Genomic DNA, 26197 nt, shown 5'->3' on the forward strand with positions numbered 1-26197 from the left:
AAAATCATGTATAATATCTTTATATCATTCATTTGGAGGTATAAATTATGAAATGTCCCGTATGTAAAGATGTCACATTATTAATGAGTGAAAAGCATGGTGTTGAGATTGATTATTGCCCTGAATGTAGAGGTATCTGGTTAGATCGTGGTGAACTAGATAAAATCATTGCAAGAGCTTCAGGAGAACAAAAACAACATGCATCTAAAGATCATGACAAATCACATAAAAAGAAAAAAAGCTCTACCTTATTAGATATTCTTGAAATCTTTGGTGGAGAATAAAAAAACTGCAAGAATAAGCGACATAAGCTGTTCTTGCGGTTTTTATTTTTCTAACTGTGATGTACAATGTGGACAACGTGAAGCTTGTATATGGATTTCTGATTGGCAATAAGGACATATTTTTGTTTTTGGAGCAACTGGTTCTTCTTTCTTACCAATTGACATTAATCTATTAAACATCTTTAATAAACAAAACAAAATAAATGCCATAATCAAGAAATTAACAACTGATGAAATGAATGATGAAGCAAAACCAGCTATATCTTGTAAAGAATAGATTCTTCCACCAGTAAAGAAATTTAAAATAGGGTTTATAAAATTATCAGTTAATGATGTCACTATTCCCGTAAAAGCACCACCAATGATAACCCCAATAGCCATATCGAGCATATTTCCACGCATTGCAAATTGTTTAAATTCATTAATAAACTTTTTCATAAACTCGCCTCTTTTCTTTAGACAGAATAACATATTTTTTGATAATAGAAAATAAAAAGAGTCAGTTTTTGACTCTAATTATTAACCCCATGATGAGGTGTAAATGATGTATCATCAATACCTTTAAAAGTATATCCTAATTTTTGATAATGTTCAATAATCTTTGGTAAAGCTTCCACTGTTGTTGATTTTGCAGCTGTATCATGCATTAAAAGATTAATATTTTTTGCTTTACTTGATGTTCCATTTTTCACTAGGACTGAAACAGCCTGATTGTTTCTTGCAGCATCTGTTGAATCAGCATTCCAATCATAATACTGATAACCTCTATTTTGGACTTCTGTCACTAATGTTGTCATTAATCCTTTACAATAACTTGCAGATTTTGTATTTGAACTTCCTCCCGGAAAACGAATATATTTAGGAACAAATCCTATTTGTTCTTTAACCATTTGTCCAATTTTATTTAAGTCTTCAAAATAAGCATCAACAGAAGCATAAACTTGATCATATTTATGTGAATAAGTATGTAATCCTATTGTATGTCCTTTTTCATAAGCTTCTTTAATATATTTGTTATATTTCTTTCCATTACCAGTGACAAAGAATGTTGCTTTTGCATTATATTTTTCCAATATATCAAGAATTTTCTTTGTATTTTGTGATGGTCCATCATCAAATGTTAGATAAACAATCTTTTCTTGAGAAGCTGGTACAGCTTTGGAAACAACCTTTTTTAAAACTTTAACATTTCTTGAAAAAGTTGCTGTATTTCCACTACGATCTTTAACTGTATATTTAACTTTATAAGTCCCTTCTTTTTTCAAATTCACTTCACTTGAATCAACTGTCACTTCAGGCTTTGGATCTCGATTATCTGTTGCTGATAAACCAGAAAGATAATCTACTTCTCCATTCACTTTTACAGTCAAATCATGTAATCCTTTTAATTGAGGCTTTTCTTTATCCTTAACAATATTCACTTCTATTTCTTTTTCTGTTTTATTACCTGCTTCATCTTCTACAACAACAGTCATTTTTTGTTGACCTTCTTTGGTAAAATCATAATCCTTTTTAAAATATGCTTTTGTTTTTGTAGAATCTTTAATATCAGATACAACATCTTTTATATCAACTTTCATTCCAACATCAATATCTAAATTCTTTGTTTTATATGTTGGTGCCTTTGTATCTACAACATGAACTAATAAATCATATTCTTTATCATTCAGTGTATATTTTATCTTATACTCACCTAATTTTTTTGTATTTACTTGACTTGAATCAATTTTAATATCACTCTCTTTATACTTTCCATTCACCTTTTCAATATAAGTCAATGGATCAGCTAATTTCTCATTAATTTCTATATCTATTTGATTCTTTTTAAACTGAATGTTTGGCTTATTGAATAATCGAAACACAAAAAACATCATAACCACAATACATAAAACACCAGCTAATAATATGAAATTTCTTTTTACATTTTTCTTTAATTTTAAACTCATATTTAACACCTTTCCTTACTGACCATCATATCAAATAGTTTTGAAATTTTTGTGGATATTTCTACTTATTTATATTATTCTGTGTTGAATTGTCTAAAAGATGAGTTTGTACTTCTTCAATAATTCCTTTTGCGATAGCTTTTCCCATTTCCTGTAATTTTTCATCATTACTTAAATAACTATAATCATTATCATTATTTAAATAGCCCAATTCTATAAGAACTGATGGAACCATATTATCTCTTAATACTTGTAAAGACTTTCCTCCATCTAATATTCCCCTATTTTTAGAATAATTTAATATTTCAATGTTTTTACCAATATTTTGTGCTAAGCTATGACTTTCATCATTTTTTTTATAAATTTCAAAGCCTGATACTTCATCAGATTCATCAAAAGAATTCACATGAATAGAAACAAAATAATTGGCATTATTTTCAGCACTTTTCGCAGCTCTTTTTTTCAGATCATCAATCTTATTATCGGATAATGAAATATCCGTTTCTCTTGTTAAAACGGCTTTAATATTTGCTTCATCTAAAGCTTGTTCAATTGCTTTTGATGTTGTAAGGGAAATATCTTTTTCTAATACATTACCCACATTAGCTCCCGGATCCCAATCTCCATGTCCCGGATCAATCACAACTGTTGCAATATAATTTTTAGGTTTTTCAATTTCTGGCTCTACGACTTCTTCTTGAACATCAGGTGTTAATAATGACGTTATACTTTGAAACGCCCATGTTATTCCTTTATATAGACCAAACCCTATAACCAATGCAACAACACATACAATAATAACTCTTTCTACTCTTAATTTTTTCTTTTTTCTAACCACATCATCACTTCCTTTTATAATCGTTGTTATTTTATCATTTTTTGTCATATATTCAAATAAAATAATTTTTTTATTTATTGAGAAAATAAAAATCATACCGAAAATCTCGATATGACTATTTTTTAGATTCAATTAAATCTAAAGCATCTTGTAAAACTTTTTTTCCATTCATCATTCCATAATCTTTCATATCAATAACAGCAATTGGTTTTGTTTCATCAAATAATGAACGAATGTGATCTTCTTGAAAACGAACTTGTGGACCTAACATAATTGCATCTGCATCTTTTCCATAAATAACAGTATCAGCAATTGGTCTGGCTTCAATATCAACATTTAAATGTCTTTCTTTTGCAGATGCCAACATTCTTTCAACTAATAAACTTGTTGACATTCCTGCAGAACATACTAATAAAATTTTCATAGCTATTCCTCCATCTATAACTATACCAATTTCAATTGAAGATGTAAAATATTTTAAAAAAACATAGAGAAAAAATCTCTATGTTAGTGTGTTGTTTTCACGTTAATTCTTGTGATTGCTTTCTTTAATGCTATTTCAGCACGTAAAACATCAATATTTTGTGATGATTTCAATCTTTCTTCTGCTCTTTGTTTAGAACTTTTCGCACGTTCTAAATCAATCTCATCTACTGATTCAATAGCACTAGTGATTATTGTCGTATCATTTTCACCAACATATACAAAACCACCTGCAATTGCAAAATATTGTCTTTCATGATTTTCATCAATATAATTCATTTCAGATATTTCAATATGACTTGCCAAAGGAATATGATGAGCAAGAATACCAATTTGTCCCGTTGCTGTTCGTAGATTTAACATCTCAACATCAGTTTCTTTATAAACACCAGCAGGTGTTACAATCTTTAATTTAAATGTTGTCATTTGTTAATGTCTTTGCCTTTGCAACTGCTTCTTCAATAGAACCTACATTATGGAAAGCCTGTTCTGGTAAATGATCCCATTTCCCTTCAAGAATTTCTTTAAATCCTTTGATTGTATCTTCTACACGTACATATTTTCCTTCCAATCCTGTAAATTGTGAAGCAACAGTAAATGGTTGTGACAAGTAATTACGAACACGTCTTGCCCTAGCAACAGTCACTTTGTCTTCTTCACTTAATTCATCCATACCCAAAATAGCAATAATATCTTGTAAATCTTGGAATCTTTGTAAAATCTGTTGAACACCATGAGCAACTTCATAATGTTCTTTTCCAACAATTAATGGATCCAATGCACGTGATGATGAATTCAATGGATCAACGGCTGGATAAATACCCAACGCAGCAATAGAACGATCCAAAACAACTCTAGCATCCAAATGGGCAAAAGTTGTCGCTGGGGCAGGGTCTGTCAAGTCATCAGCAGGAACATAGACAGCCTGTACAGAAGTAATAGACCCTTTCTTTGTTGATGTAATACGTTCTTGTAATTGTCCCATTTCTGTCGCAAGTGTTGGTTGGTAACCGGCCTGTGATGGAACACGTCCTAACAAGGCAGATACTTCTGAACCTGCTTGAGTAAAACGGAAAATATTATCAATAAACAATAAAACATCTTGATTTTGTTCATCTCTAAAATATTCTGCCATTGTCAATCCTGTTAAACCAACTCTTAAACGTGATCCCGGAGGTTCGTTCATCTGACCAAAGACAAGTGTTGTTTTATTTAAAACACCACTTTCTTTCATTTCATAATACAAATCATTACCTTCTCTTGAACGTTCTCCAACTCCAGCAAATACTGATAATCCACCATGTTGCGTAGCAATATTATTAATCAATTCCTGAATTAAAACTGTTTTACCAACACCTGCTCCACCAAATAAACCAATCTTTCCACCTTTAATATATGGACAGATTAAATCAATAACTTTTATTCCTGTTTCTAAAATTTCTGTTTCTGTTTTTTGATCGGCATATGATGGGGCATTTCTATGAATTGGCATTTTTTGAATATCATCAGGTAATGCTTCTTTTTCATCAATAGGTTGCCCTAAGACGTTAAACATTCTTCCTAACGTTTCATTTCCAACAGGTACACAAATAGGATGTTGTGTATCTTTAGCTTCTAATCCTCTTTTTAAACCATCAGTCGATCCCATCGCAATACAACGTACAACATCATCACCAATATGTTGAGCAACTTCTACCGTCAATAATTCATCATTATTTTGAATTTCAATTGCAGTATTTAATGATGGTAAATGTCCATCATCAAAAACAATATCAACAACGGGTCCGACTGCACGTACGATTTTTCCTATATTTGACATGCTGCACCTCCTTATTGAGCATTAGCACCAGCGACTATTTCACTAATTTCATTAGTAATAGCACTTTGTCTAGCTTGATTATATTTCAATAATAATTCTTCTATTAAATCTTCTGCATTATCTGTTGCATTTTCCATAGATGTTCTTCTTGAAGCATTTTCACTTGTTATAGACTCTACTAAATATCCATAGATCACTGATTGTAAATACATTGGTATTAAATCATTTAAAACAGTTTGTGGATCTGGTTCAAATAAAGTTGCTTTATGTGTTAATGATTTCTTTTCAAAGTTTTTTGTATCTACAGGTAATAGTTTCATCACATAAGGCTGGAATGTCAAATTGTTAATAAACTTTGTATAAATCATTTGAATACTTCCAATCTCATGATTTTGATAACGCTTTGTTAATTCTTGAACAAGTCTTATCACATCTTTAAAATCTAATGTTGTATTTAAATGAAGATATTGATCATGATAAGGAATCTGATGATGTTTTAAATAACTTGCTCCTTTACTTCCTATCATATATATTTCATCTTCAACTTGAATATATTCACTCATTGCTTTAAAGACATTCGCATTATAACCACCACATAAACCTAAACTGGAAGTCACAACAATATAAACTGTTTTTCCTTGTCTATTTTCCTGTAAATAAGGACTTTCAACCATCCCTTGATTACTTGTAAGAATCTCACTAACAACTTCCTGTGTTTTACTATAGTAAGGTCTTAACTCATCCATCTGTTTTCTTGCTTTTCTTAATTTAGAAGTTGCAACTAATTGCATAGCTTTTGTAATTTTCTTTGTTGATTCTACTGATTTTATACGTCTTTTAATAGACTGCATATCATTAGCCATAGACTAACCATCCTTATTCACTTTTAAAAAGTTTTCTACAAAAGCTTTCATTACTTCTTTCATCTTTAATGTTAATTCATCATCAATAGATTTTTCTTGTTGTATTTGATCAATAATTTCTGGATGTTGATTTTGTATAAACTGATATAATTCATCCATAAACATATTGACTTTTGTTACTGCAATTTGTTTTGTATATCCATATTTTAAAGCAAACAATGTTACCACTTGTTTAGCAACACTTCTAGGAGAGTATTGTGCCTGTTTTAAAACTTCACGAACTCTTTGACCATGTTCGAGTGTTGCTTTTGTTGCAGCATCCAAATCACTACCAAATTGCGCAAATGCCTGCATTTCAGTATATTGTGCAAGTTCTAATTTTAAAGAACTTGATACTTGTTTCATAGCTTTGATTTGAGCTGATGAACCAACACGACTGACAGATAATCCCGTATCAATAGCCGGTCTGATTCCTGAATTAAATAAATCCTGCTGCAAGAAAATCTGCCCATCTGTAATTGAAATCACATTTGTTGGAATATAAGCAGAGATATCTCCTGCCTGTGTTTCAATAATTGGTAAAGCAGTAATAGAGCCTCCACCATGTTCTTCATTTAAACGACAAGCTCTTTCTAATAAACGTGAATGCAAGTAGAAAACATCTCCCGGATAAGCTTCACGCCCCGGTGGTCTTTTTAATAATAAAGATACAGTACGATAAGCAACCGCATGTTTAGATAAATCATCATAAACAATCAAGACATCTTTACCTTCTTCTAACCATTCTTCTGCCATTGCACAGCCCGCATAAGGTGCAATATATTGAACAGGTGCTAATTCACTGGCTCCAGCAGATACAACTGTTGTATATTCCATTGCTCCACCTTGTCTTAATTTTTCTACAATTTGGGCAACTGTTGAATTTTTCTGACCAATCGCAACATAAATACAATATATATTTTGTCCTTTTTGATTTAAAATAGTATCAATCGCAATCGCTGTTTTCCCAGTCTGACGATCTCCAATAATCAACTCACGCTGTCCTCTACCAATTGGAATAATCGCATCAATACATGTAATTCCTGTTTGAAGTGGCTGATCAACAGATTTTCTTGTCATAACACCCGGTGCAATCTTTTCAATAGGACGTGTATGCTGATAAACAATTTCTCCCTGTCCATCAATTGGTTGTCCCAAAGGATTAACAACTCTACCTAAAAGTCCATCACCTACAGGAACTTCAATAATTCTTCCTGTACGCTTCACTTCATCTCCTTCTTTGATTGTTCCTTCATCACCAAGTAACACAGCTCCAACAGCATCTTCCTCTAAATTCATGACCATTCCATACACTTGACCCGGAAATAACAACAATTCTCCAAGCATTGCATCATCTAAACCATGAATTAAAGTGACACCATCACCTACTGTCATAACTGTTCCAATATCTTTAGATTCCAGCTGATCAGCAAAATGTTTAATTTGTTCTTTAATTAATGCACTAATCTCATCTGGTCTTAAATCCACATTCTCACCTACTTTCTTAATAATTCCTGTTTCAATAATCCCATCTTATAAGAAAGAGAATTATCATAAACATGATTATCAATTTCAACTTTAATTCCACCTATTAATTGTGTATCTACTTGCTGTTTTAACAATACCTGCTTATTCAATTGAGTAGACAAAGCATCTTGAATCTTTTTAATCTGATCTTCTGTCAATTCATAAGCACTCCATACTTTTCCTACTTGAATACCCAAGGCATCATAACACAACTGCTGAAATTGTTGACAAATCAAAAGAACACATTGAATTCTTCTTTTTTTAATTAATAATAATAAAAACTGATAAACATATGTTTGTATCTTTCCATGAAAGCTTTGTTTCAAGACTTGATATTTATCCTCATCTTGAATCGCAACATGACTAAAAAACTGAAGAATACTTTTATCATGAAAAACAGCTTCAACTGCTTCCATATCTTTTTGATATTGCTTGATGGCATTTTCTTCTTTAGCTAAAGCAAATAAAGCTTCAGCATATCGTAAAGCAACTGTATCCATTAATGAACAACCTGATCAACAAATTCTTCAACCATCTGTTGATTTTCCTGAGAATTCATTTCTTTACTCATCACTTTTGTTGCTGCCTCAATTGCAATATCCACCATTTCTTTTTTCATTTCTTCTCTTGCCTGTTGTTTTTCAGCTTCTATTTCTTTTTGTGCCTGTTCTATTTTGCGAGCAGCTTCTTCTTTTGCTTTTGTTAGTAAATCATCACGTACTCTCAAAGCATCATCTTTCGCTTTTTCTATAATATCATGATACTCCTTAGCTGATTGACGTGCCTGTTCTTCACTTTCAAGCATTAATTGCTTCGCTTTTTCTTGAGATGTTCTCGCATCTTCAATCTGTGATTCTATAAAATCAGCACGTTTTTGAAAATATTTTTGTACTGGAATCCAAAAGAACTTCTTAAAAATAATCAATAAGACACCTGTTGATATTAATTGAATCACAATCGTCGCAAGATTAGGAAACAACTTTCCTGCCACATCAATACTCATTGTATGCCTCCCTTCTTATAAAAAGCTTTTCCTTTTTATAAATATAAAGATGGGAATACGAAGATTAAAATAATTGCTATTAACAATCCATAAATCGCAACAGTTTCTGTTAAGGCAATACCTAAAATCATCATTGTTCTGATTTTACCTTCAGCTTCAGGATTTCTCCCTACAGCTTCAACAGCTTTACTTGCTGCAATACCTTCACCAATACCTGTCCCTAAACCTGCACATACTGCAATCCCTGCAGCAATCGCAACTAAACCAAAATCTGTCATATGTTTTTTACCTCCATTATATTTTTTATCTATCAAAACTATTTCTATAGTTAAGATCAATCCTCATTTTCCATCATAATTAATATAGATGAAATGGTTACAAATACTAATGTCTGAATAACACCAGCAAATAAATCAAAATAAACATGAAATACCGGAGCAATCACTGGCCCTAAAAAGTTGACCGTTGTTGGTAAAATCAAACCAGATAACCAAGCAGTAAACTGATAGAGCAGTGACATTAAAATACTCCCACTTAAAATATTACCAAAGATACGGAAAGATAACGAAATTAAAGGAGCTATCGTTCCAAAAATATTCGTTGGTGGCCATATATTACCGACAATATATGATTTGACCCCTTTTTTTCTAATAGCATTAAACTGTATCAAAACAAATGTAATGATTGTCATTGCAAGTGTAATCGAATAATTGGATGTTGGTGCATCAAAACCAATCAATCCACTAATATTCGCAACAATCAAATAACAAAATAACATTGCAAAATAAGGATAATAATTCTTTTCAAAATGACTAGGCATAATAGATTTAAAATAGTTATAAATCATTTCTACACCTGTTTCTACAACCAATACCAATCCCTTAGGTCTTTTGGTCGCATCCGCCAAAGCAACTTTTCTACCAGCATAAATAAAAAAGATTGCTAATATAGCCATGATAATCAAAGAAAATATCAACTCTACCTGTATAACAATATGCATCTATTTCAACTCCTTTCTTGTTTTTAAATTTAACCATTGTATCGTAATTGGGGTAATTAAATAACCAAAGAATACACTCAAAAGATGAATATAATCTTTAAAAAGAATAGCACTTAAAAATCCCAACGTCATTAAAATTAATTTTGACAAAAACATCAAAATAATAAGTAAAATATGATGTCCTTCCTTTAAAATTATATCACTGGATTGAATAGTTAAAATAAAATTGATATAACATATCATATATCCTACAATGACACCAATAGGATAAGAAAGACTTTTGAATAGAAAACCTACAAAACAAAAAATGAGCAACATGATTAAAAAGATTTTTTTTGATTCTCTTTGAACATCTTTTTCATTCACATTGCTCACTCCTTTGAAATATCATCTTTATTATACCATGTTTCAAAATCATTGACAATTTATTTGATATTCCTTTATTGATCTGTACCAAATAAACGATCCCCTGCATCACCAAGACCGGGAACAATATATCCTTTTTCATTCAATTTTTCATCCAATGCTGCAACAATCAAATCCACATCAGGATGCTTTTGTTCCATCACTTCAATACCTTCTGGTGCTGCCACTAAACAAGCAAACTTAATATTCTTCGCTCCACGCTTTTTGATATTTGTAATAGCGGCGCAAGCACTACCACCTGTGGCTAACATTGGATCAAGAACAAGCACATCTGCTTCTTTTAAACATGATGGAAATTTCGCATAATATTCTTCTGGTTGTAGAGTTTCCTCATTTCTTGACATACCAATATGTCCTACTTTGGCAGTTGGAATAATTGTTTTAAAACCATCAACCAAACCAAGTCCAGCTCTTAAAATAGGTACTAAAACAACTGGTCTTATTAATTGTTTTCCTGTCATAGGGCATATAGGTGTCACAATTTCAATATTTTGTAATGGTAATGATTTTGTCACTTCATATGCCATTAACATTGCAATTTCATCTAAATTTTGTCTAAATTCCTTTGTCCCCGTTTCTTTATTTCTCATAATTGTGAGCTTATGGTCAATAAGTGGGTGATTTAAAATTGTTGTTGCCATGAATCAAACCTTCTTTCTTTTATTTCTACTACTTTTTATTATATCAAATTATAAATACAAAGCCTACCATAATAACAACAAACTCAAAAAGAGAGTATTTTCTATAAATTTATTTGACACTGGTATAATCAATTGATAACATGTGTTTATAGGGAGTATATGGTTATATAAAAAGAGAGGAAGTGATGAAAATATTGGAATAAAAGCCGTGAAATTATGGGGTTAATCTCATTTTATATATGTAAAGCATCATATATAAAATGTAACTATATAGAAAGAGGTCATTATGAAAATACGCTTAAAAATATTATTTATAATTGTTGAAATTTTATTATTCGCATCATTTTTTCTAACTTGGTTTGGTGATGGAGATATGGTTGTTTTAAGAGGCGTAGATTTTGATGTATTTATGGGTTGGCTTATTTTCTTTTATATTGGGACATGGTTTTCGCTATTTTCTACATCAAAAAAGATTCATGTTACATCTCTAATAGCGTCTATCTGTGTTTTCTTATTAGAAATATATCAATTCTTAACTTGGCACTATTTAACTATAACCGGATATATAAGCCTCGCATTTTCTTTTGATATGACATCTCTTGGATTTTATTTATCTTTATTCATTTGTTGTATCAATATTGTTTGTAAAATCATTGGGATGAAATTATGTACTCATTCCATAATAGAAAAGAAATGATTTGATACTGTTGATGATTCATCAACAGTATTTTCATATACCAAAAAGGATTAACTTCATTCTTGAAATTAATCCTCATACTTATTAAAGATAAGATTTCCCTTGATACATTCTCACTTTATCTGTTAATGCTTTCACTCTTTTTAAACATGCTTCTTTAACTTCATCTGTTTCATCATTTTTTAAACGATAAGCAATGATTTTACCAACTTCTCTAAAATCATCTTCATTAAAACCTTTCGTTGTCATTGCTGGTGTTCCTACTCGAATACCACTGGCTTTAAAAGGTTTTTCAGTATCAAATGGAATCGCATTTTTATTAGCTGTAATATTGATTTCATCAAGTAATCTTTCTGCTTTTTTACCACTGATTCCACAACTTGCTTTAACATCAATTAAAATCAAATGATTATCTGTTCCATCAGCAACCAATCTAAATCCTTCTTCTTTTAAAGATTGTTCTAATGCTTTAGCGTTTTTAATAATCTGTTTCGCATAATCTTTAAACTCTGGTTGTAAAGCTTCATAGAAACATGCCGCTTTTGCAGCAATAATATGCATCAATGGACCACCTTGCATACCCGGAAAAACAGCTCGATCAATATCTTTCCCTAATTCTTCTTTACACATAATGACACCACCACGTGGTCCTCTTAAAGTTTTATGTGTTGTTGTGGTAACAACATCAGCATATGGGAAAGGTGATGGATGTAAACCAGCAGCTACAAGTCCAGCAATATGTGCCATATCTACCATAAATAAAGCCCCATTATCATGAGCAATTTGAGCCATATATTTAAAATCAATGATTCTTGAATAAGCACTTGCTCCTGCAACAACCAATTTAGGTCGAATTGTTTCTACCTTATGTTTATAATCTTCATAATCAATTGTTTCTGTATCACGAGAAACACCATAACTATAAAATTCATAATTGATTCCCGAATAATTTAATGGATGTCCATGGGTTAAATGTCCTCCATCAGCTAATGACATTCCTAATACCTTATCTCCATGATCTAATAAAGCTAAGTAAACGGCTGTATTGGCTTGTGCTCCACTATGAGGCTGAACATTAGCATATTCACAACCAAATAATTCTTTTAAACGATTGATTGCTAAGGTTTCTACTTCATCAACAAACTGACAACCACCATAGTATCTTTTACCCGGATATCCTTCAGCATATTTATTTGTTAAAACACTACCAGCTAATTCTAAGATTTCCTCAGATACAAAGTTTTCTGAAGCAATTAACTCAATATTATTTCTTTGTCTGTTTAATTCTTTTTCAACGCTCTTAAAGACTTCATTATCTCTCATTTTATTCACTCTCCAAAGCCATCATCTTGGCAATTCTTTGATCATGTCTACCACCTTCATAATCAGTATGTAACCATGCATTTAATATTTCTAACGCTAAACCTTCACCAATAACTCTTTGACCCATTGCTATCATATTTGTATCATTGTGAGCTCTTGTCGCTTTGGCACTAAATACGTCATGAACCAATGCACAACGAATACCTTTGACTTTATTACAAGTAATTGAAACACCTATTCCTGTTCCACAAACAACAACACCTTTTTCACATTCTCCATTTGCGACAGCTCTGGCAGCCTTTGCAGCATAATCTGGATAATCACAGCTTTCCTCATTATACGTTCCAAAGTCTACAACTTCATATCCTTGTTTTTTCAAATCTTCCATTAAAACATTTTTTAAACGAAAACCACCATGATCACATGCAACTGCTATTTTCATTTGATTACCTCCTCTATATCCTCTTTTGTTATTTTTCCTGCTCTTAATATTTTGATTTCATCCTGACTCACATCAACAACTGTACTGGCAATGTTATCGGATGTCTTTCCATCAACAACCAAATCAATTCGCCCATCTAACTGCTCTAAAACTTCTGCTGTTGATGTTGTATTGGGATGATTTGACAAATTTGCACTTGTTACCAGCATCGGGCCTACTTTTTCTAATAATGACAAAACAAATGAACTATCTGGTATTCTGATACCAATAGTTGGCTTCCCATTTGTCATGGCTTCACTCACAGTTTCTTTTTTCTGAAAGATGAGTGTTATCATTCCCGGCATAAAATGCTCTATTAATTTTTGTGCTTTTTCACTCACATAGGCATATTGAGAAATATCTGCTTTATTTGCAACCATCAATGTAATGGCTTTTGAATAATCTCTATTCTTTGCTTCCATTAAATGATCTAATGCTTTTTCATCTTCAAAACGAATGCCTACACCATAAACTGTTTCTGTTGGAAAAGCAACAATACCACCCTTTTGAATCACATCACAAATCTCATTCATTTGATTTTCTAATACAACTTTTGTCATCTTCATCACCTTAGCTGATATTCTAACACAAATGCTGCTAAAATTATACTAATATCACCTGAAAATTAAAAAATAGGCGATAGATTCTTTATTTTTCTATCGCCTCACTATTATTCTGTTTGACTATCAATAGATTTTTTAAACCAATGAATACACTTTTGAATGATTCTCCAAATAAATAAGACTTCACCCCAAATCATAACTGCAATACCACTATAAACCAACATCAGTGAAAATGTGGAAAGATAGTAATCAGCCATAGAACCACCTAAAATCATTAAGACTCCCAATCCAAAAATTTCTATTAATTTCTTCATAAAAATCTTCTCCTCTTATATATCATAACAAAAAGATATGGAAACATTATGACTAAATCTGTGATTTGATAACTTTCCATTCCTCTTCTAGCATTGACATCAAAATATCATCTACATACTGATTGCCAACTTTAATAGCATCTCTTAATACACCCTCATGTTTAAAGCCTACTTTTTCATAAGTATGAATAGCTCTTTGGTTGAAGACAAAGACATCTAAAGAAACATGATGTCATTTTAAAATAACACTTTTTCAATAATATGCTCCCTTTAATCAAAGAAAATAAAATCATAATGATCTTTTGCTTCTACAAAGCGAATAACTTCATCACGCTTATAAGATGATGGGCTCTCAATAAATTTTATAATTTATAAACCCCATATTTTTTATAAAGTCTTGCTCTTTTCAGTTTATTCAATATTCATTTTTTATTGTACAATGACTCTTTGTAAATGAGGAATTATGAGCATGCTTTTTTATTTGAAATATTTTCTTCATTTTCAATATGATATTCTATATATGAATTTGTAAAAGAAAACCCATATGATATTTTCACATGGGTCAAAATTATTATTTATTTGTATAAGATTATTTTATAGTTCGTAATCAATAATAACTTTAATTCCTTGTCCTGAAGCCGCAAATTCTAATGCTTTACTGATATCTTCATGTTTAAATTTATGTGTCACCATAATAGAAGCAATTGGCGTTTTTTTATTTAATATATGATCAATAACTTCAACAATTGTCTCATGCGTATAACCTTGAGAACCATAAATAATTGGTTGGGCTGCAATAAAAGGTCTTCCTTCTAATTCAACCTTTTGGAATACTGAGATTATTGCATATTTTGTATGATTTCTCGCATAATTAAATACTTCTGATAATAATGGTGGAGCTCCTGCTGCGTCTACATACATATCCACATCAGGAATTGGATCATAACTTGGATAAGTACCAAAAATCTCTATTAATTTATCCTTCAAATTTTCAGTAGAGGTATTAATTGTTTTTACTCCTAATAATGCTGCTTTGGATAATCTCAATTCATTTCTATCTACGACAACAACATTTTTTATACCTCTTCCAAGCAATCCCGCAGTAGCCCCTAATCCAATAGGACCTGCACCTAGCACAACAATCTTGTCGTCAAGTTTAGGATTAAATGCTAATGCTCCTTGGGCTCCAACAGACATTGGTTCAATAATAACCGCTTGATCTAAATCGACATCATCATCAAGTGGGTATAGATTCACACCAATTTTTGCATTTTGTACCAAAGCATATTCAGAAAATGCCCCTGCCATAGTTGAACCAGCAACTCCATACGGTTGACTCATGACAGGATCAACAAATACTTTTTCTTCTAATTTAATATCATCAGATACATTTTTTCCTTTTTCGACAACAATACCTACAAACTCATGCCCAAATTGTGATCCGGGAAATACACCATAGTTTTCACCACCATGATAATAGATACCAACATCAGAACCACAGATTCCAGCTCTTAACACTTTCACAAGAACATCATTTTCTTTGACTTCTGGAATAGGTCTCTCTTCAACAGTCACATTTTGAACAGAATTATAAATTGCACATTTCATCATTTTTGTCATAAAAACATCCTCCTTAAAAATATTTTAACAAAATAGATTAAGTGTTCAATTTACATTTTCTATAAAATGTGTAATATCAAGACTACCAGTTTGTTTTTTTATTAATGATAGACTCATGCATATTTTCGTAATTTTTATGTGAATCAAGATAGACTTCAGTCATAAATTCAGGTGATTCTACCATCCCATTATTCAACCATTTCTTGAGAAGCATCACTTGAGTAGAAGCATATTTATATGATAAATAATCTAATTTGATTTGATCTTGAATAATATCTTTATATAAATAAGAAAATACTATTTGATTTCTTTCAATAATTGTATCAAATAAAGAATTTTGTTCATCATCTTTTATAGCAACGATGAAAAAGTTTTTGTTTTTAAAAAAAGCTTTATAAATCTCTGTAATAAACATTTCTGTAGTCATTTTTTTATCAAAACATTCTTTAATTGTACTTTCTATAGTCTCAATATATATATCTTCTGTTATAGATTGTCGATCTGCATAATAATTATAGAAAGAACGTCTTGATATTTTGGCTCTTTTTACAATATCTTTGACAGAGATTTTAACTGTTTGTTTTTCAATGGCCAATGCAATAAAAGCATCTTTAATTTTTTCTTTTGTTGTCATATATAATCATCCTGTATTTCATTATTACTATTTTTCTATTTTCATCATATAAATTATTTTAAAAGAATATTTTGGATAAATTCCAGTTAAAGAACTTTTTCATCTCATCTTACTAATACTATATTCCTTAAGACAAAACTATCTAAAGTTTTAAGATGTTTTTTTAGTTAAGTCAACAGCAATTCATAAAACATCATTGATTAATTGTTTTTCTATCTCATCAATCATGAAGCTTCTCTTTTTAAAAATTCAATTTCATTATATGATTATATTATTTTTTAAAGAGAAGAATAATATAAATTGATAAAAAATAGAAATCAAATGAAAAGATAGTTAGAAATACCTATTGTATTGTCGCTAATTATACATAGTATTTATATATTTATCTTTCTATATAACTACTATTTTAACACTATTCTCAAATTCCATAAATATAAAAAGCATTTTTATTCATTGTTTATATATTCTTACTTTATACTAAAATGTAAATTTCAATCATCTTTATAAGATTCATCAGTATCTTCATTTTTTGATATTCTTAAAATATATCCATCTTTTTGATACATTATATTTTCACTACCTATATTAATTATAGTTGAAAAAGGGTATTATTTTCCTATAAATTTATGTTATGATATTATCATTAAGAAAGGAATGATGATATTGAAAAAGAAAACTCTTGCTTATGGTGCTTTAATATCTGGAGCTATTATTGGTTTTGTTGGAGTCACTGCAATTGATTTCGCATGTCGTAAAGATACACCTTTAAATAAACAAAAACCTAAAGTAGATCCTCGTATTGAAAAATATATTCCTTGGCTAAAACAACAACATTTTGAAACATGGGAAATGACTTCACATGATGGATTAAAACTGAAAGCTAAATTTTTAAAAGCAGATAGGGATACTAATAAGGTATTGATTGCAGTGCATGGTTATCGTTCATATAATTTGAAAGAATATGCTTATTATATTAAATTTTATCATGATTTAGGATTCCATATTTTATTACCCGATAATCGTGCCCATGGTGAAAGTGAAGGAACATATATTGGATTTGGGTGGTTAGATAGATTAGATTGTATTCAATGGATTGATCAAGTGAAAGAATATTTTCATAAAGATTTACAGATTGTTTTACATGGTATATCAATGGGAAGTGCTACTGTTTTAATGGCAAGTGGTGAAAAACTACCTGATGATGTCAAATGTATTATTTCAGATTGTGGTTTTACAAGTGTTCTTGATGAATTCAAACATGAATTAAATCAAAGACATATCCCTGCGCCACTTATTTTACCAACAGCAACTCTATTAAGTAAAAAACGTGTAGGATATAGCTTTAAAGAAGCTTCAACAATTGAACAAGTAAAAAAATCTAAAACACCAACTTTATTTATACATGGTGATCGTGATAATTTTGTGCCAACTTATATGGTTTATGATCTTTATAATGCATGTAGTGCTGATAAAGATTTATTAATCGTTGAAGGTGCAGGTCATGCTCAAAGTTATCTTGTTGATCCAAAACTATGTGAAAGTACAATTATAGAATTCATGAATAAATATATTAAAGAATAAATGACTGAAAACCAGTCATTTTTATTATCTTTGATAAAATGGACATCTTTCTTTGATACATTGTTGATTCAAATAAGAAAACTCACATTTTTCATCTGTATCTTCTAAGACAATATCATAATGTTCTTTGACAAACTGAATAGCTGTTTTTAATGAAAGAAAAGCATTTCTTTTGCAACATCTTGGTCCTCCAATTTCGGCTATATTACCAAGTGCTAAAGAAGTCAATCTTAAGTTATCCTTATAATATTCATTATCTGATAATGGAGTTGTTTGATGAATAATCGCTAAAGCCGCTCCTACAGAAGAACCAGAGCCACAAATTCCCCATTGGCCACATGTTGCTCCTGGCATTTTCTTTCCTCTTTTTTCCATCTCATCTAATGCCTCTTTAAAATCAAATTCAACACCAGCATTATGCATAGCTGTTAAAAAGGCATATCCATCAATAATATGATGTATAGGTCCATGAATAGGAATATCTTTTATTTTCATTAATGACTTTACTATTTCAATGGGATTGATACTCTTTTCATTCAAACATATTTCTTTGATCATCTTCATTTGTTCATCCATAATTTCATCTCCTTTACTTCATTGTATAAAAATATATACTTATAATCAAACTTTAAATAAAAAGATGAAATGATATTTCATTCCACCTTATGCATATTTTCTTTTATAAAGTATATAACAAGTATAATAACTGACAATATTCAATATAACAGCAAGTATACATCCTATCATTAAAATTTGATTTAACTTTAAATTCAAAAGTACATCAATACCAAATAATATATGAATACAAATATACCCAAACGCAAATATAATTGTCAGAATCATATAAACAATTGTTCCTTTTTTATTTCCTAACCAAAAGAAACCAATACTTGATAAAGCATTCATAATAAAAGCTGAAACAAAACCAATTGCCCATATAAAAAAGCCATTTTCTAAATTAACAGTATGAAAAATATATGTGTGAATAAATGTAATAGGTAAAGATATACAAATTTGAACGCAGAGTGTAAAAAGAAGAATAGACAACATTTTTGCTTGTATAATCTGTTTTTTTGTTACTGGAAAGGTTAATAGTATTTGATTATATTGAGAAATATCATCTTGTTCCATAGAATATTGTAGTGTCGATACACCTATCATTGGTAATGCAAGATTAATAATCAATAACAAAGAATATAAGTTATTTAATAGAAAAGTCATTGTCAATAAAAACAATAGAGAAATACACATACCAATAATATTCTTTTTAATACAAAATGTTTCATAAAAATCTTTAATCATAACCCCTAACATATCTCTTTCACTCCTTTTGCATAAAATAACATGATTTCTTCTATTGTTGGCCTCGTTATCTCTAAATCTTGAAAAACAGATTGTATCTGTTGTCGATTTTTAACAAGAATAGATATACTATAAGGTTCTTGAATATAAGCAACAATATCATCTTGAGATAATGTGTTTAATAAATCTTTTGTTCCATGAATAATTCCATAATTTTCATTCATTTCATCATAAGTTTGCATAAAAATACATTTTCCTTTATAAAGATAAACAATATAATCTGCAATTTTATCTAAATCACTTGTAATATGTGATGAGATTAAAACTGTATGATTTTCATCTTCTGTAAAAGCTCTAATGAGATTTAATATTTCATCTCGAATAATCGGATCTAAACCACTTGTTGCTTCATCAAGTATCAAAATTTTCGCATCATGACTAAAAGCAATTGCAAATTCAAGTTTCATTTTCATTCCTCTTGAAAATAACTTTATTTTTTTATCATAAGGCAATTCAAACTTCTGTAAATAACTTTGATAAAGTTCATGATTCCAGTTTTGAAACGTGTGACTTAAAATACGTTCAATCCAGCGTGGTGTCAATTCCAAATCATAATGTGTGGTATCAAAAATAACTGCTAAATCTTCTTTAATATTTTTTTCATTCTGTTTAAAATCTTTACCAAAATATGTTAATTTATCATATTGTGAGTCTACAATACCTAATATTGACTGAATCAATGTAGATTTTCCTGCTCCGTTTTCACCTATAATTCCTACAACTGTTCCTTTAGGAATTTTCAATGACACATGATTTAATGAAAAATCTTTAAATACTTTTGTTAAATGTTCTATTTCTATTGCAAAATCCATAATTAATTCTCCTCGTTAATATCTTCAATCAATTTCAATAAGAAATCCTTAGAAAACCCACTCTCTTGTGTTAAAGTATAAGCTTCTTTTAAAAGTTCTTTGATTTTCTTTAAGTTTTCTTCACGTATAGAATCCTGATTAGGTGTTGATACAAAGGCACCTTTTGCAGGAACAACAACAATAAATCCATCTTTAGAAAGTTCATCATAAGCCCTTTGTGTTGTAATAATACTCACATGTAAATCCTTTGCCAACTTGCGCATAGAAGGTAAAGGAGTCTGAGGTTTGAGTTGTCCATTCATAATCATCGCTTTGATTTGTAAGACAATCTGTTCATAAATAGGCTTAGAACTTGTTTGACTCAATATAATTTCCATGCATGTTCTCCTTATTTTATATATACTGTATATATCTTACATATACAGTATATAAGATTATCACCATACTGTCAATACTGTTTATATACAGTATAACAAAAAAACCATTCAGTAATGAATGGTCTGATTATCGAATAAAATTTGTTCTATGAAATTTTTCTTTTTCTGGTAATCCATATTTTTCTTTTCCATCATAAATACTCTTTAATAAAAATGACATATTTCTTGCGAGAACACGCATTGTTTGTAATCCTTCTTCATCTTGTAAAACTTCTCCCTGTTCCCTTCCATGAATCGCATTCCAATATTGTGTAGAAGCAATCGGCATTCCAGATATTGCAAAGAATTTGTTGATTTCATCATAAGTTGATGAAATACCACCACGTCTTGCAACAACAACACTTGCTCCTACTTTCATTGTTTTATCAAAAGATGTACTATAAAACAATCTTGTTAGAAATGATATCAATGTTGAATTAGCAGAACCATAATAAACAGGAGTTCCTACAACGAATCCATCACATTGTTCAAATTTCGGAGCTACTTGATTGACAAGATCATCAAAAACACATTGATTCTTTCCTTTTTTACACGTCATACATGCTATACAACCTCTAATATCTTGATGACCAACATGAATAATCTCTGTATCAATACCTTCTTTTTCAAATATCTTAACCATTTCATCCAGAGCTATTCTTGTATTACCTTTTACATGTGGACTTCCATTAATCATTAATACTTTCATTTTCAAATCTCCTCCTCATTATTATTTTATATAATCAAACATAAAAAGTACAATATCAATATCACATACCACTATAATCAAAACGAATAGCAAAAAAAGCCTCAATGTTAAATCATCAAAGCTTTCTCTACTTTATTTATTTCATCATTTCAACAACACTACGAATCATAGCCCCGGTTGCTCCAGTACCATCTTGATCAGCGGTTCCAGCGATATCCAAATGAATCCATTGTGTATCTTTTTCAATAAATGATTCTAAGAAATTCGCTGCAATACTTGCTCCAGCACCGGGTTTACCAGCAGAATTTTTAAGATCTGCACTATTTGATTTTAATTTGTCAAGATATGCCTGATCTAACGGTAATCGCCATCCTTTTTCATCTGCTGCTTTCATAGCTTCTTCAAATTCATGATAATAGTCATCGTCATTAGCAAAAACTCCAGTATAAGCATCTCCTAATGCTGTGACACATGCTCCAGTCAAAGTCGCAAGATCAATAAGTTTCTTTGCACCTAATTGTTGTGCATAAGTCATCGCATCACATAAGATTAAACGTCCTTCAGCATCAGTGCTTACAATTTCTACTGTTTTTCCAGATAATGTTGTGATGACATCTTGTGGTTTATATGCCTTTCCACTGACAAGATTCTCAGTGACTGGTACGATTCCATACACATTTGTTTTCGCTTGACTTCTTGCCAGTATCTGCATAACTCCTAGCACATCTGCTCCTCCACACATGTCATATTTCATTCCATAGCTATTTCCTTTAAGATTGTATCCTCCTGAGTCAAATGTCAGCCCTTTTCCTATCACTGCCTTATATGCATTGTCACCATCTCCATTATGCTTAAGAACAATCATATATGCAGGAATATCACTTCCCTGATTGACTGATAGGATTCCTCCTGCTTTCATATCTTCTAGCTGTGCCTTATCAAGAATGGTACATTCCATACCATAATCTTTAGCCAACTGAATGGATTCCTTGACCATATCATCTGGTGTCATTAGATTAGATGGTGTATCAGCCAGTCTTCTGGCATAGTTGATACCTTCGCCATAGATAATAGCTTCATTGATTTCATCTTGAACATCTACTGATGCAAGAACATCCATATCCATGATAGGTTTCGCATCATGTCCGATCTTTCTTTCTTCATATTGAGCTAAGATATGTGATTCTAACCAGACTCTTACCAATGTTGATTGATTGTCTAGATGATTCACAACAAGCTGTACAGGTTGCTTGATATCTTTGGATACAGTAGTAGCTATCTTTCTTAGCTTGTCTGTTGTGATTTCATTTTGTTTTCCCAGACCTACAAAGAGAATATAAGAGAAAGGATATTTTCCAAAAGTATGAATCTGAGTGATTTTAGAAAAGTCCTTATCAATATCTTGAGTAATATCATATCCTAGTGTATCAATGATATCCTGGCATACAGATTGTTCTTGATATATAGGATAAATCATAATGTTATTGTTGAATTGTTTGATTTGTTGCATAATTTAAACCTCCTTATGACACCTATTTTAACACTTTTATTGTCTTAATAGCAATTGTTTAACATACAACTCTTATTTCTTAAAGAAAAAAGCCTTTTGTAGGCTCTTTTCAAAATAACCAATCCCATATTAAAGATTTGGTTTTTAAATCTTTTGTAGTTTCACAATAATTAACTTTTAAATCACCAGTTAAACTTTTTCCTAATCCATCACCTAATATAATGGTATAGACACCTTGTTTAAAAGTTGCATGATAATCATCTTGATGATCAGCTAAAGCCTGATCTGGATTATCAACACCTTTGACCCATTCTTTATAATCTATAAGTAATTCATTTTTTATTTCATACATTTCATTAATATCTTCTTGTTTATAACTATTTGAAATAATTTTATATTTAGGATTTTGACTTTTTGCTTCAACACTAACACATAACATGCAGACAAGTATAATAAAAATAAGCTTTTTTAGATTGTTCATAATTTCACCTCATAGTGGAATTATGAACAATACTTTTTTATTTTATACATTATTATTAATAAATTCTCATATATATCTCATATAAATCACTGATAACAAGTTTATTTTTCTTATTCAATTAACCAATCCATTATGTTATATAATTTTATACCATTATATGACATAGTTTCATTATCTAAGGATAAAATAATTTTTTCATAATTATCGTTGACTTTTTCTAGTGGAGTTAATTCTCTTTTACGGACTGATTCACTTATCATTGATTCAGTAACTTGCACATACAATTTTTCATCAGCTTTAGTCGCAATAAAATCTATTTCTAACTGATTGATCTTTCCAACCGCAATATCATATCCTCGTTTTAACAATTCAAAATAAACAATGTTTTCTAATACATGTCCTGTATCTCTATTTCTATATCCTAACAAATAATTTCTTAATCCTATATCAACAATATAAAATTTTCCTAAGGTACGTAAATATTCTTTTCCCTTTATATCAAACCTCTTAATTTCATAGAAAAAATAAGCTTCTAATAAAGCATTAACATAAGCTTGAACAGTATGATGACTTGGTTTGGTTTTTCTTTCCTTTTCCAATAATCCCTCATCCATAAGAACATTTCCGATTTTTGAAATAGATATATTACTACCAATATTATCTGCAAGAAACATAATAATTTTTCTAAGTAAAACTGAATCAGTTATTTTTCTTTGACTTTTTAAAGTTTCTCTTTCTAAAATATCTCTCACTATAACCGTTGAATAAATGCCATCCAATAATGTTAAAACTCTTTCTTGTTCTAACCCTACATCAACAATTCCTGGCATACCACCATATCGCATATAAGCTTGAAATAGTTCATTTAATTCATATCTATCTCCTTTTGAATCATAAACATATCTTTTTTTATTTCCTAAGGCGTTGATTGTTTCCTTTATTGTAAAACCATGAAAATCAATAAATTCTTGAAAAGACAGTGGTAACATTTTGATTTCTACATATCTTCCAGATAAATAAGTAGAGTATTGTGACGATAATAAATAGGCATTTGAACCTGTAATATAAATATCACAATTAAAGTCAACACGAAAAGAATTAACAACATCTTCCCATCCAGTAATTCTTTGAAGTTCATCAAAAAAAAGATACATTTTTTGATGAGGTATAATCAATTGTGAAACATAATGATAAAAATCATCAGCATTCATTTTTCTATATACATATGATTCAAAATTCATCTCTATAATTTGTTCTTCATGAACACCAGATTCTAATAAATAATTCACCATAAGCTTTAAAAGACTCGATTTCCCACAACGACGTATTCCTGTCACAACTTTAACAGGTTCTGTATCTTGAAACACTTTTAACTTATTTAAATACAAATCTCTATTTTTTAAATCATATTTTTTCATAGAATCTCCTCCATTAAGCATATTATAGCAAAAACTTTTTATTTTATAAAGTTTTTGCTGTTGAGTGCAAAAAATTATATATTTATGTTTTTTTGCTATAGATTTATTTATAATTATTATAATGAGGGATATCTATAAATATTGTCATTTTATGTCAAGTATACAATATTTTAATAGAATAATGACCGAAGGTACTATTACTGATTCTAAAGTTTATATCATGCGTGGCACACGATAAAAATGGCAATGAGTAATCATTGTTCTTATACATGATAAAATAAATATATAATCATATCACCACTTTATTCAAATAACTCAATAGATTTAAAACAACCAATCCCATATTAAAGATTTGGTTTTTAAATCTTTTGTTGTTTCACAATAATTAACTTTTAAATCACCAGTTAAACTTTTTCCTAATCCATCACCTAATATAATGGTATAGACACCTTGTTTAAAAGTTGCATGATAATCATCTTGATGATCAGCTAAAGCCTGATCTGGATTATCAACACCTTTGACCCATTCTTTATAATCTATAAGTAATTCATTTTTTATTTCATACATTTCATTAATATCTTCTTGTTTATAACTATTTGAAATAATTTTATATTTAGGATTTTGACTTTTTGCTTCAACACTAACACATAACATGCAGACAAGAATAATAAAAATAAGCTTTTTTAGATTGTTCATAATTTCACCTCATAGTGGAATTATGAACATATTTAAAAACTTTATACCTCAATAAATAATCTTTTTTGAAGAAGATATTGCCAGACTTTAATAAGCCTACCAATCATAACTGCTGAAATGATAGTTCCTATACCTATTCCCATAATAGGATTATGTGTTATCCAACTTAAAACAAGTGAACATAAAATCATAGAAATATCAAACATATTTTTGACATTATAGAAAGGATAATGGAAAACTTCACTTATCGTTTTGACAATGCCATCTCCTGGATTTAATACAAAGTTTGTTTCACTTGTCAAATAAACGCCTAAAGAAATACAAAGTAAAGCAATACATAATAATAACAGTGAATATACAAAAGAAGATGGTGTTATATGAATAATATAATCATAAAAATCATTAAGATAACCAAATACAAAAGATAGTGGTATTTCTAAAAGGTACTCCTTCGTTATTTTCTTTGATAATAAACATTGTATTCCAACAAACATAATATACCAGATAATAGAGGCTGTTCCTAATGACATATGAAATATTTGGCTTGTTGTATAAATGGAACTTGATAAAGCAGCAACTCCTAGTCCTGTAGAAATATTCAATACAATTCCTAATGCTAAAAAATTTAAACCAATAATATAAATAATGATTTTTTTCATAATCTAACTCCTTCAATTTATACTTATTTTAATCAATTTATCATAATTGTCT

At 30.0% G+C, this 26197-nt stretch carries 33 protein-coding genes; 3 read left to right on the forward strand and 30 right to left on the reverse strand.

Features of this window, described 5'->3' with window-relative positions; all coding sequences use genetic code 11:
* The first annotated feature begins 47 nt into the window (after positions 1 to 47).
* Positions 48 to 284, forward strand: coding sequence for a zf-TFIIB domain-containing protein (locus KEC48_RS11450; RefSeq protein WP_087357809.1), 237 nt, complete (start codon positions 48 to 50; stop codon positions 282 to 284).
* 42 nt (positions 285 to 326) lie between these two features.
* On the opposite strand, the gene mscL is transcribed toward KEC48_RS11450, so the two are convergent.
* The 14 genes from mscL to upp form a co-directional block, all read right to left on the reverse strand.
* Complete coding sequence (gene mscL / locus KEC48_RS11455; protein ID WP_087357808.1) at positions 327 to 722, reverse strand: large conductance mechanosensitive channel protein MscL; 396 nt, start codon at positions 720 to 722, stop codon at positions 327 to 329.
* A gap of 74 nt (positions 723 to 796) precedes the next feature.
* A complete protein-coding gene (locus tag KEC48_RS11460) occupies positions 797 to 2230 on the reverse strand; it encodes a polysaccharide deacetylase family protein (protein WP_087357807.1) in 1434 nt (477 codons plus the stop codon).
* A 61-nt stretch (positions 2231 to 2291) separates the two neighbouring features.
* Positions 2292 to 3116, reverse strand: coding sequence for an N-acetylmuramoyl-L-alanine amidase (locus KEC48_RS11465; protein ID WP_211962374.1), 825 nt, complete (start codon positions 3114 to 3116; stop codon positions 2292 to 2294).
* Positions 3117 to 3183: 67 nt separating this feature from the next.
* Entirely contained in the window at positions 3184 to 3492 is a 309-nt protein-coding gene (locus KEC48_RS11470; protein WP_211962376.1) for a PTS sugar transporter subunit IIB, read from the reverse strand.
* A gap of 83 nt (positions 3493 to 3575) precedes the next feature.
* Positions 3576 to 3977: an ATP synthase F1 subunit epsilon gene (gene atpC / locus KEC48_RS11475; protein WP_087357805.1), complete on the reverse strand. Its 402-nt coding sequence runs from the start codon at positions 3975 to 3977 to the stop codon at positions 3576 to 3578.
* On the reverse strand, positions 3964 to 5370 hold the full coding sequence (gene atpD, locus KEC48_RS11480) for a F0F1 ATP synthase subunit beta (protein ID WP_087357804.1): 1407 nt from the start codon (positions 5368 to 5370) through the stop codon (positions 3964 to 3966). Before atpD ends, atpC begins: the two co-directional genes overlap by 14 nt.
* A gap of 11 nt (positions 5371 to 5381) precedes the next feature.
* A complete protein-coding gene (gene atpG / locus KEC48_RS11485; protein WP_211962384.1) occupies positions 5382 to 6233 on the reverse strand; it encodes an ATP synthase F1 subunit gamma in 852 nt (283 codons plus the stop codon).
* 3 nt (positions 6234 to 6236) lie between these two features.
* Entirely contained in the window at positions 6237 to 7760 is a 1524-nt protein-coding gene (gene atpA / locus KEC48_RS11490) for a F0F1 ATP synthase subunit alpha (protein ID WP_087357802.1), read from the reverse strand.
* 8 nt (positions 7761 to 7768) lie between these two features.
* Complete coding sequence (locus tag KEC48_RS11495) at positions 7769 to 8299, reverse strand: F0F1 ATP synthase subunit delta (protein WP_205089173.1); 531 nt, start codon at positions 8297 to 8299, stop codon at positions 7769 to 7771.
* Positions 8299 to 8802 (reverse strand): F0F1 ATP synthase subunit B, encoded by a 504-nt coding sequence (gene atpF / locus KEC48_RS11500; protein WP_087357800.1) that lies wholly within the window; start codon positions 8800 to 8802, stop codon positions 8299 to 8301. The genes KEC48_RS11495 and atpF overlap by 1 nt, the downstream gene beginning before the upstream one ends.
* A gap of 35 nt (positions 8803 to 8837) precedes the next feature.
* Positions 8838 to 9080, reverse strand: coding sequence for an ATP synthase F0 subunit C (gene atpE, locus KEC48_RS11505; protein ID WP_087357799.1), 243 nt, complete (start codon positions 9078 to 9080; stop codon positions 8838 to 8840).
* A gap of 56 nt (positions 9081 to 9136) precedes the next feature.
* Positions 9137 to 9802, reverse strand: a complete 666-nt coding sequence (locus KEC48_RS11510; protein WP_087357798.1) for a F0F1 ATP synthase subunit A — start codon at positions 9800 to 9802, stop codon at positions 9137 to 9139.
* A complete protein-coding gene (locus KEC48_RS11515) occupies positions 9803 to 10168 on the reverse strand; it encodes an ATP synthase subunit I (protein ID WP_087357797.1) in 366 nt (121 codons plus the stop codon). It abuts the gene before it with no gap.
* 74 nt (positions 10169 to 10242) lie between these two features.
* Positions 10243 to 10869: a uracil phosphoribosyltransferase gene (upp, locus tag KEC48_RS11520; RefSeq protein ID WP_087357796.1), complete on the reverse strand. Its 627-nt coding sequence runs from the start codon at positions 10867 to 10869 to the stop codon at positions 10243 to 10245.
* A gap of 286 nt (positions 10870 to 11155) precedes the next feature.
* On the opposite strand from upp, the gene KEC48_RS11525 reads away from it, so the two are divergent.
* Positions 11156 to 11566 (forward strand): hypothetical protein, encoded by a 411-nt coding sequence (locus KEC48_RS11525; protein ID WP_087357795.1) that lies wholly within the window; start codon positions 11156 to 11158, stop codon positions 11564 to 11566.
* 84 nt (positions 11567 to 11650) lie between these two features.
* On the opposite strand, the gene glyA is transcribed toward KEC48_RS11525, so the two are convergent.
* The 6 genes from glyA to KEC48_RS11555 form a co-directional block, all read right to left on the reverse strand.
* A complete protein-coding gene (glyA, locus tag KEC48_RS11530) occupies positions 11651 to 12889 on the reverse strand; it encodes a serine hydroxymethyltransferase (protein ID WP_087357794.1) in 1239 nt (412 codons plus the stop codon).
* A gap of 1 nt (position 12890) precedes the next feature.
* The gene (gene rpiB / locus KEC48_RS11535; protein WP_087357793.1) at positions 12891 to 13331 is read right to left on the reverse strand and encodes a ribose 5-phosphate isomerase B; all 441 of its coding nucleotides are present in this window, start codon (positions 13329 to 13331) and stop codon (positions 12891 to 12893) included.
* A complete protein-coding gene (locus KEC48_RS11540) occupies positions 13328 to 13930 on the reverse strand; it encodes an L-threonylcarbamoyladenylate synthase (protein ID WP_087357792.1) in 603 nt (200 codons plus the stop codon). Before KEC48_RS11540 ends, rpiB begins: the two co-directional genes overlap by 4 nt.
* A gap of 110 nt (positions 13931 to 14040) precedes the next feature.
* Positions 14041 to 14247, reverse strand: a complete 207-nt coding sequence (locus KEC48_RS11545) for a hypothetical protein (protein ID WP_087357790.1) — start codon at positions 14245 to 14247, stop codon at positions 14041 to 14043.
* Positions 14248 to 14841: 594 nt separating this feature from the next.
* A complete protein-coding gene (locus tag KEC48_RS11550; protein WP_087296951.1) occupies positions 14842 to 15867 on the reverse strand; it encodes an alcohol dehydrogenase catalytic domain-containing protein in 1026 nt (341 codons plus the stop codon).
* An 82-nt stretch (positions 15868 to 15949) separates the two neighbouring features.
* Entirely contained in the window at positions 15950 to 16501 is a 552-nt protein-coding gene (locus tag KEC48_RS11555) for a TetR/AcrR family transcriptional regulator (RefSeq protein ID WP_211962386.1), read from the reverse strand.
* Between the two features lie 663 nt (positions 16502 to 17164).
* Between KEC48_RS11555 and KEC48_RS11560 the strand changes: the two genes are divergently transcribed.
* On the forward strand, positions 17165 to 18082 hold the full coding sequence (locus KEC48_RS11560) for an alpha/beta hydrolase (protein ID WP_211962388.1): 918 nt from the start codon (positions 17165 to 17167) through the stop codon (positions 18080 to 18082).
* Positions 18083 to 18106: 24 nt separating this feature from the next.
* Here KEC48_RS11560 and KEC48_RS11565 read toward each other — a convergent pair whose 3' ends face one another.
* From KEC48_RS11565 to KEC48_RS11610, 10 genes are all read right to left on the reverse strand, one after another.
* Positions 18107 to 18658 carry a DUF5714 domain-containing protein gene (locus tag KEC48_RS11565; RefSeq protein WP_211962389.1) on the reverse strand — a complete coding sequence of 184 codons (552 nt, stop codon included), beginning with the start codon at positions 18656 to 18658 and terminating at the stop codon, positions 18107 to 18109.
* 87 nt (positions 18659 to 18745) lie between these two features.
* Positions 18746 to 19396 carry an ABC-2 transporter permease gene (locus KEC48_RS11570; protein WP_087357787.1) on the reverse strand — a complete coding sequence of 217 codons (651 nt, stop codon included), beginning with the start codon at positions 19394 to 19396 and terminating at the stop codon, positions 18746 to 18748.
* The gene (locus tag KEC48_RS11575) at positions 19390 to 20256 is read right to left on the reverse strand and encodes an ABC transporter ATP-binding protein (RefSeq protein ID WP_211962391.1); all 867 of its coding nucleotides are present in this window, start codon (positions 20254 to 20256) and stop codon (positions 19390 to 19392) included. Before KEC48_RS11575 ends, KEC48_RS11570 begins: the two co-directional genes overlap by 7 nt.
* A gap of 2 nt (positions 20257 to 20258) precedes the next feature.
* On the reverse strand, positions 20259 to 20633 hold the full coding sequence (locus KEC48_RS11580; RefSeq protein WP_087357785.1) for a GntR family transcriptional regulator: 375 nt from the start codon (positions 20631 to 20633) through the stop codon (positions 20259 to 20261).
* A gap of 127 nt (positions 20634 to 20760) precedes the next feature.
* On the reverse strand, positions 20761 to 21381 hold the full coding sequence (locus KEC48_RS11585) for a flavodoxin family protein (protein ID WP_211962393.1): 621 nt from the start codon (positions 21379 to 21381) through the stop codon (positions 20761 to 20763).
* Between the two features lie 136 nt (positions 21382 to 21517).
* On the reverse strand, positions 21518 to 22891 hold the full coding sequence (locus KEC48_RS11590; RefSeq protein ID WP_211962401.1) for a leucyl aminopeptidase family protein: 1374 nt from the start codon (positions 22889 to 22891) through the stop codon (positions 21518 to 21520).
* Between the two features lie 109 nt (positions 22892 to 23000).
* On the reverse strand, positions 23001 to 23372 hold the full coding sequence (locus KEC48_RS11595; RefSeq protein WP_211962403.1) for a hypothetical protein: 372 nt from the start codon (positions 23370 to 23372) through the stop codon (positions 23001 to 23003).
* 110 nt (positions 23373 to 23482) lie between these two features.
* Positions 23483 to 24790: an ATP-binding protein gene (locus KEC48_RS11600; protein ID WP_211962405.1), complete on the reverse strand. Its 1308-nt coding sequence runs from the start codon at positions 24788 to 24790 to the stop codon at positions 23483 to 23485.
* A 324-nt stretch (positions 24791 to 25114) separates the two neighbouring features.
* Positions 25115 to 25486 carry a hypothetical protein gene (locus tag KEC48_RS11605; RefSeq protein WP_211962403.1) on the reverse strand — a complete coding sequence of 124 codons (372 nt, stop codon included), beginning with the start codon at positions 25484 to 25486 and terminating at the stop codon, positions 25115 to 25117.
* Positions 25487 to 25527: 41 nt separating this feature from the next.
* Entirely contained in the window at positions 25528 to 26145 is a 618-nt protein-coding gene (locus tag KEC48_RS11610; RefSeq protein ID WP_249191357.1) for a DUF6198 family protein, read from the reverse strand.
* Between the last annotated feature and the right edge of the window lie 52 nt (positions 26146 to 26197).

This window comes from Clostridium sp. C1 (assembly GCF_018223625.1).
GTDB lineage: Bacteria > Bacillota_I > Bacilli_A > Erysipelotrichales > Coprobacillaceae > Allocoprobacillus.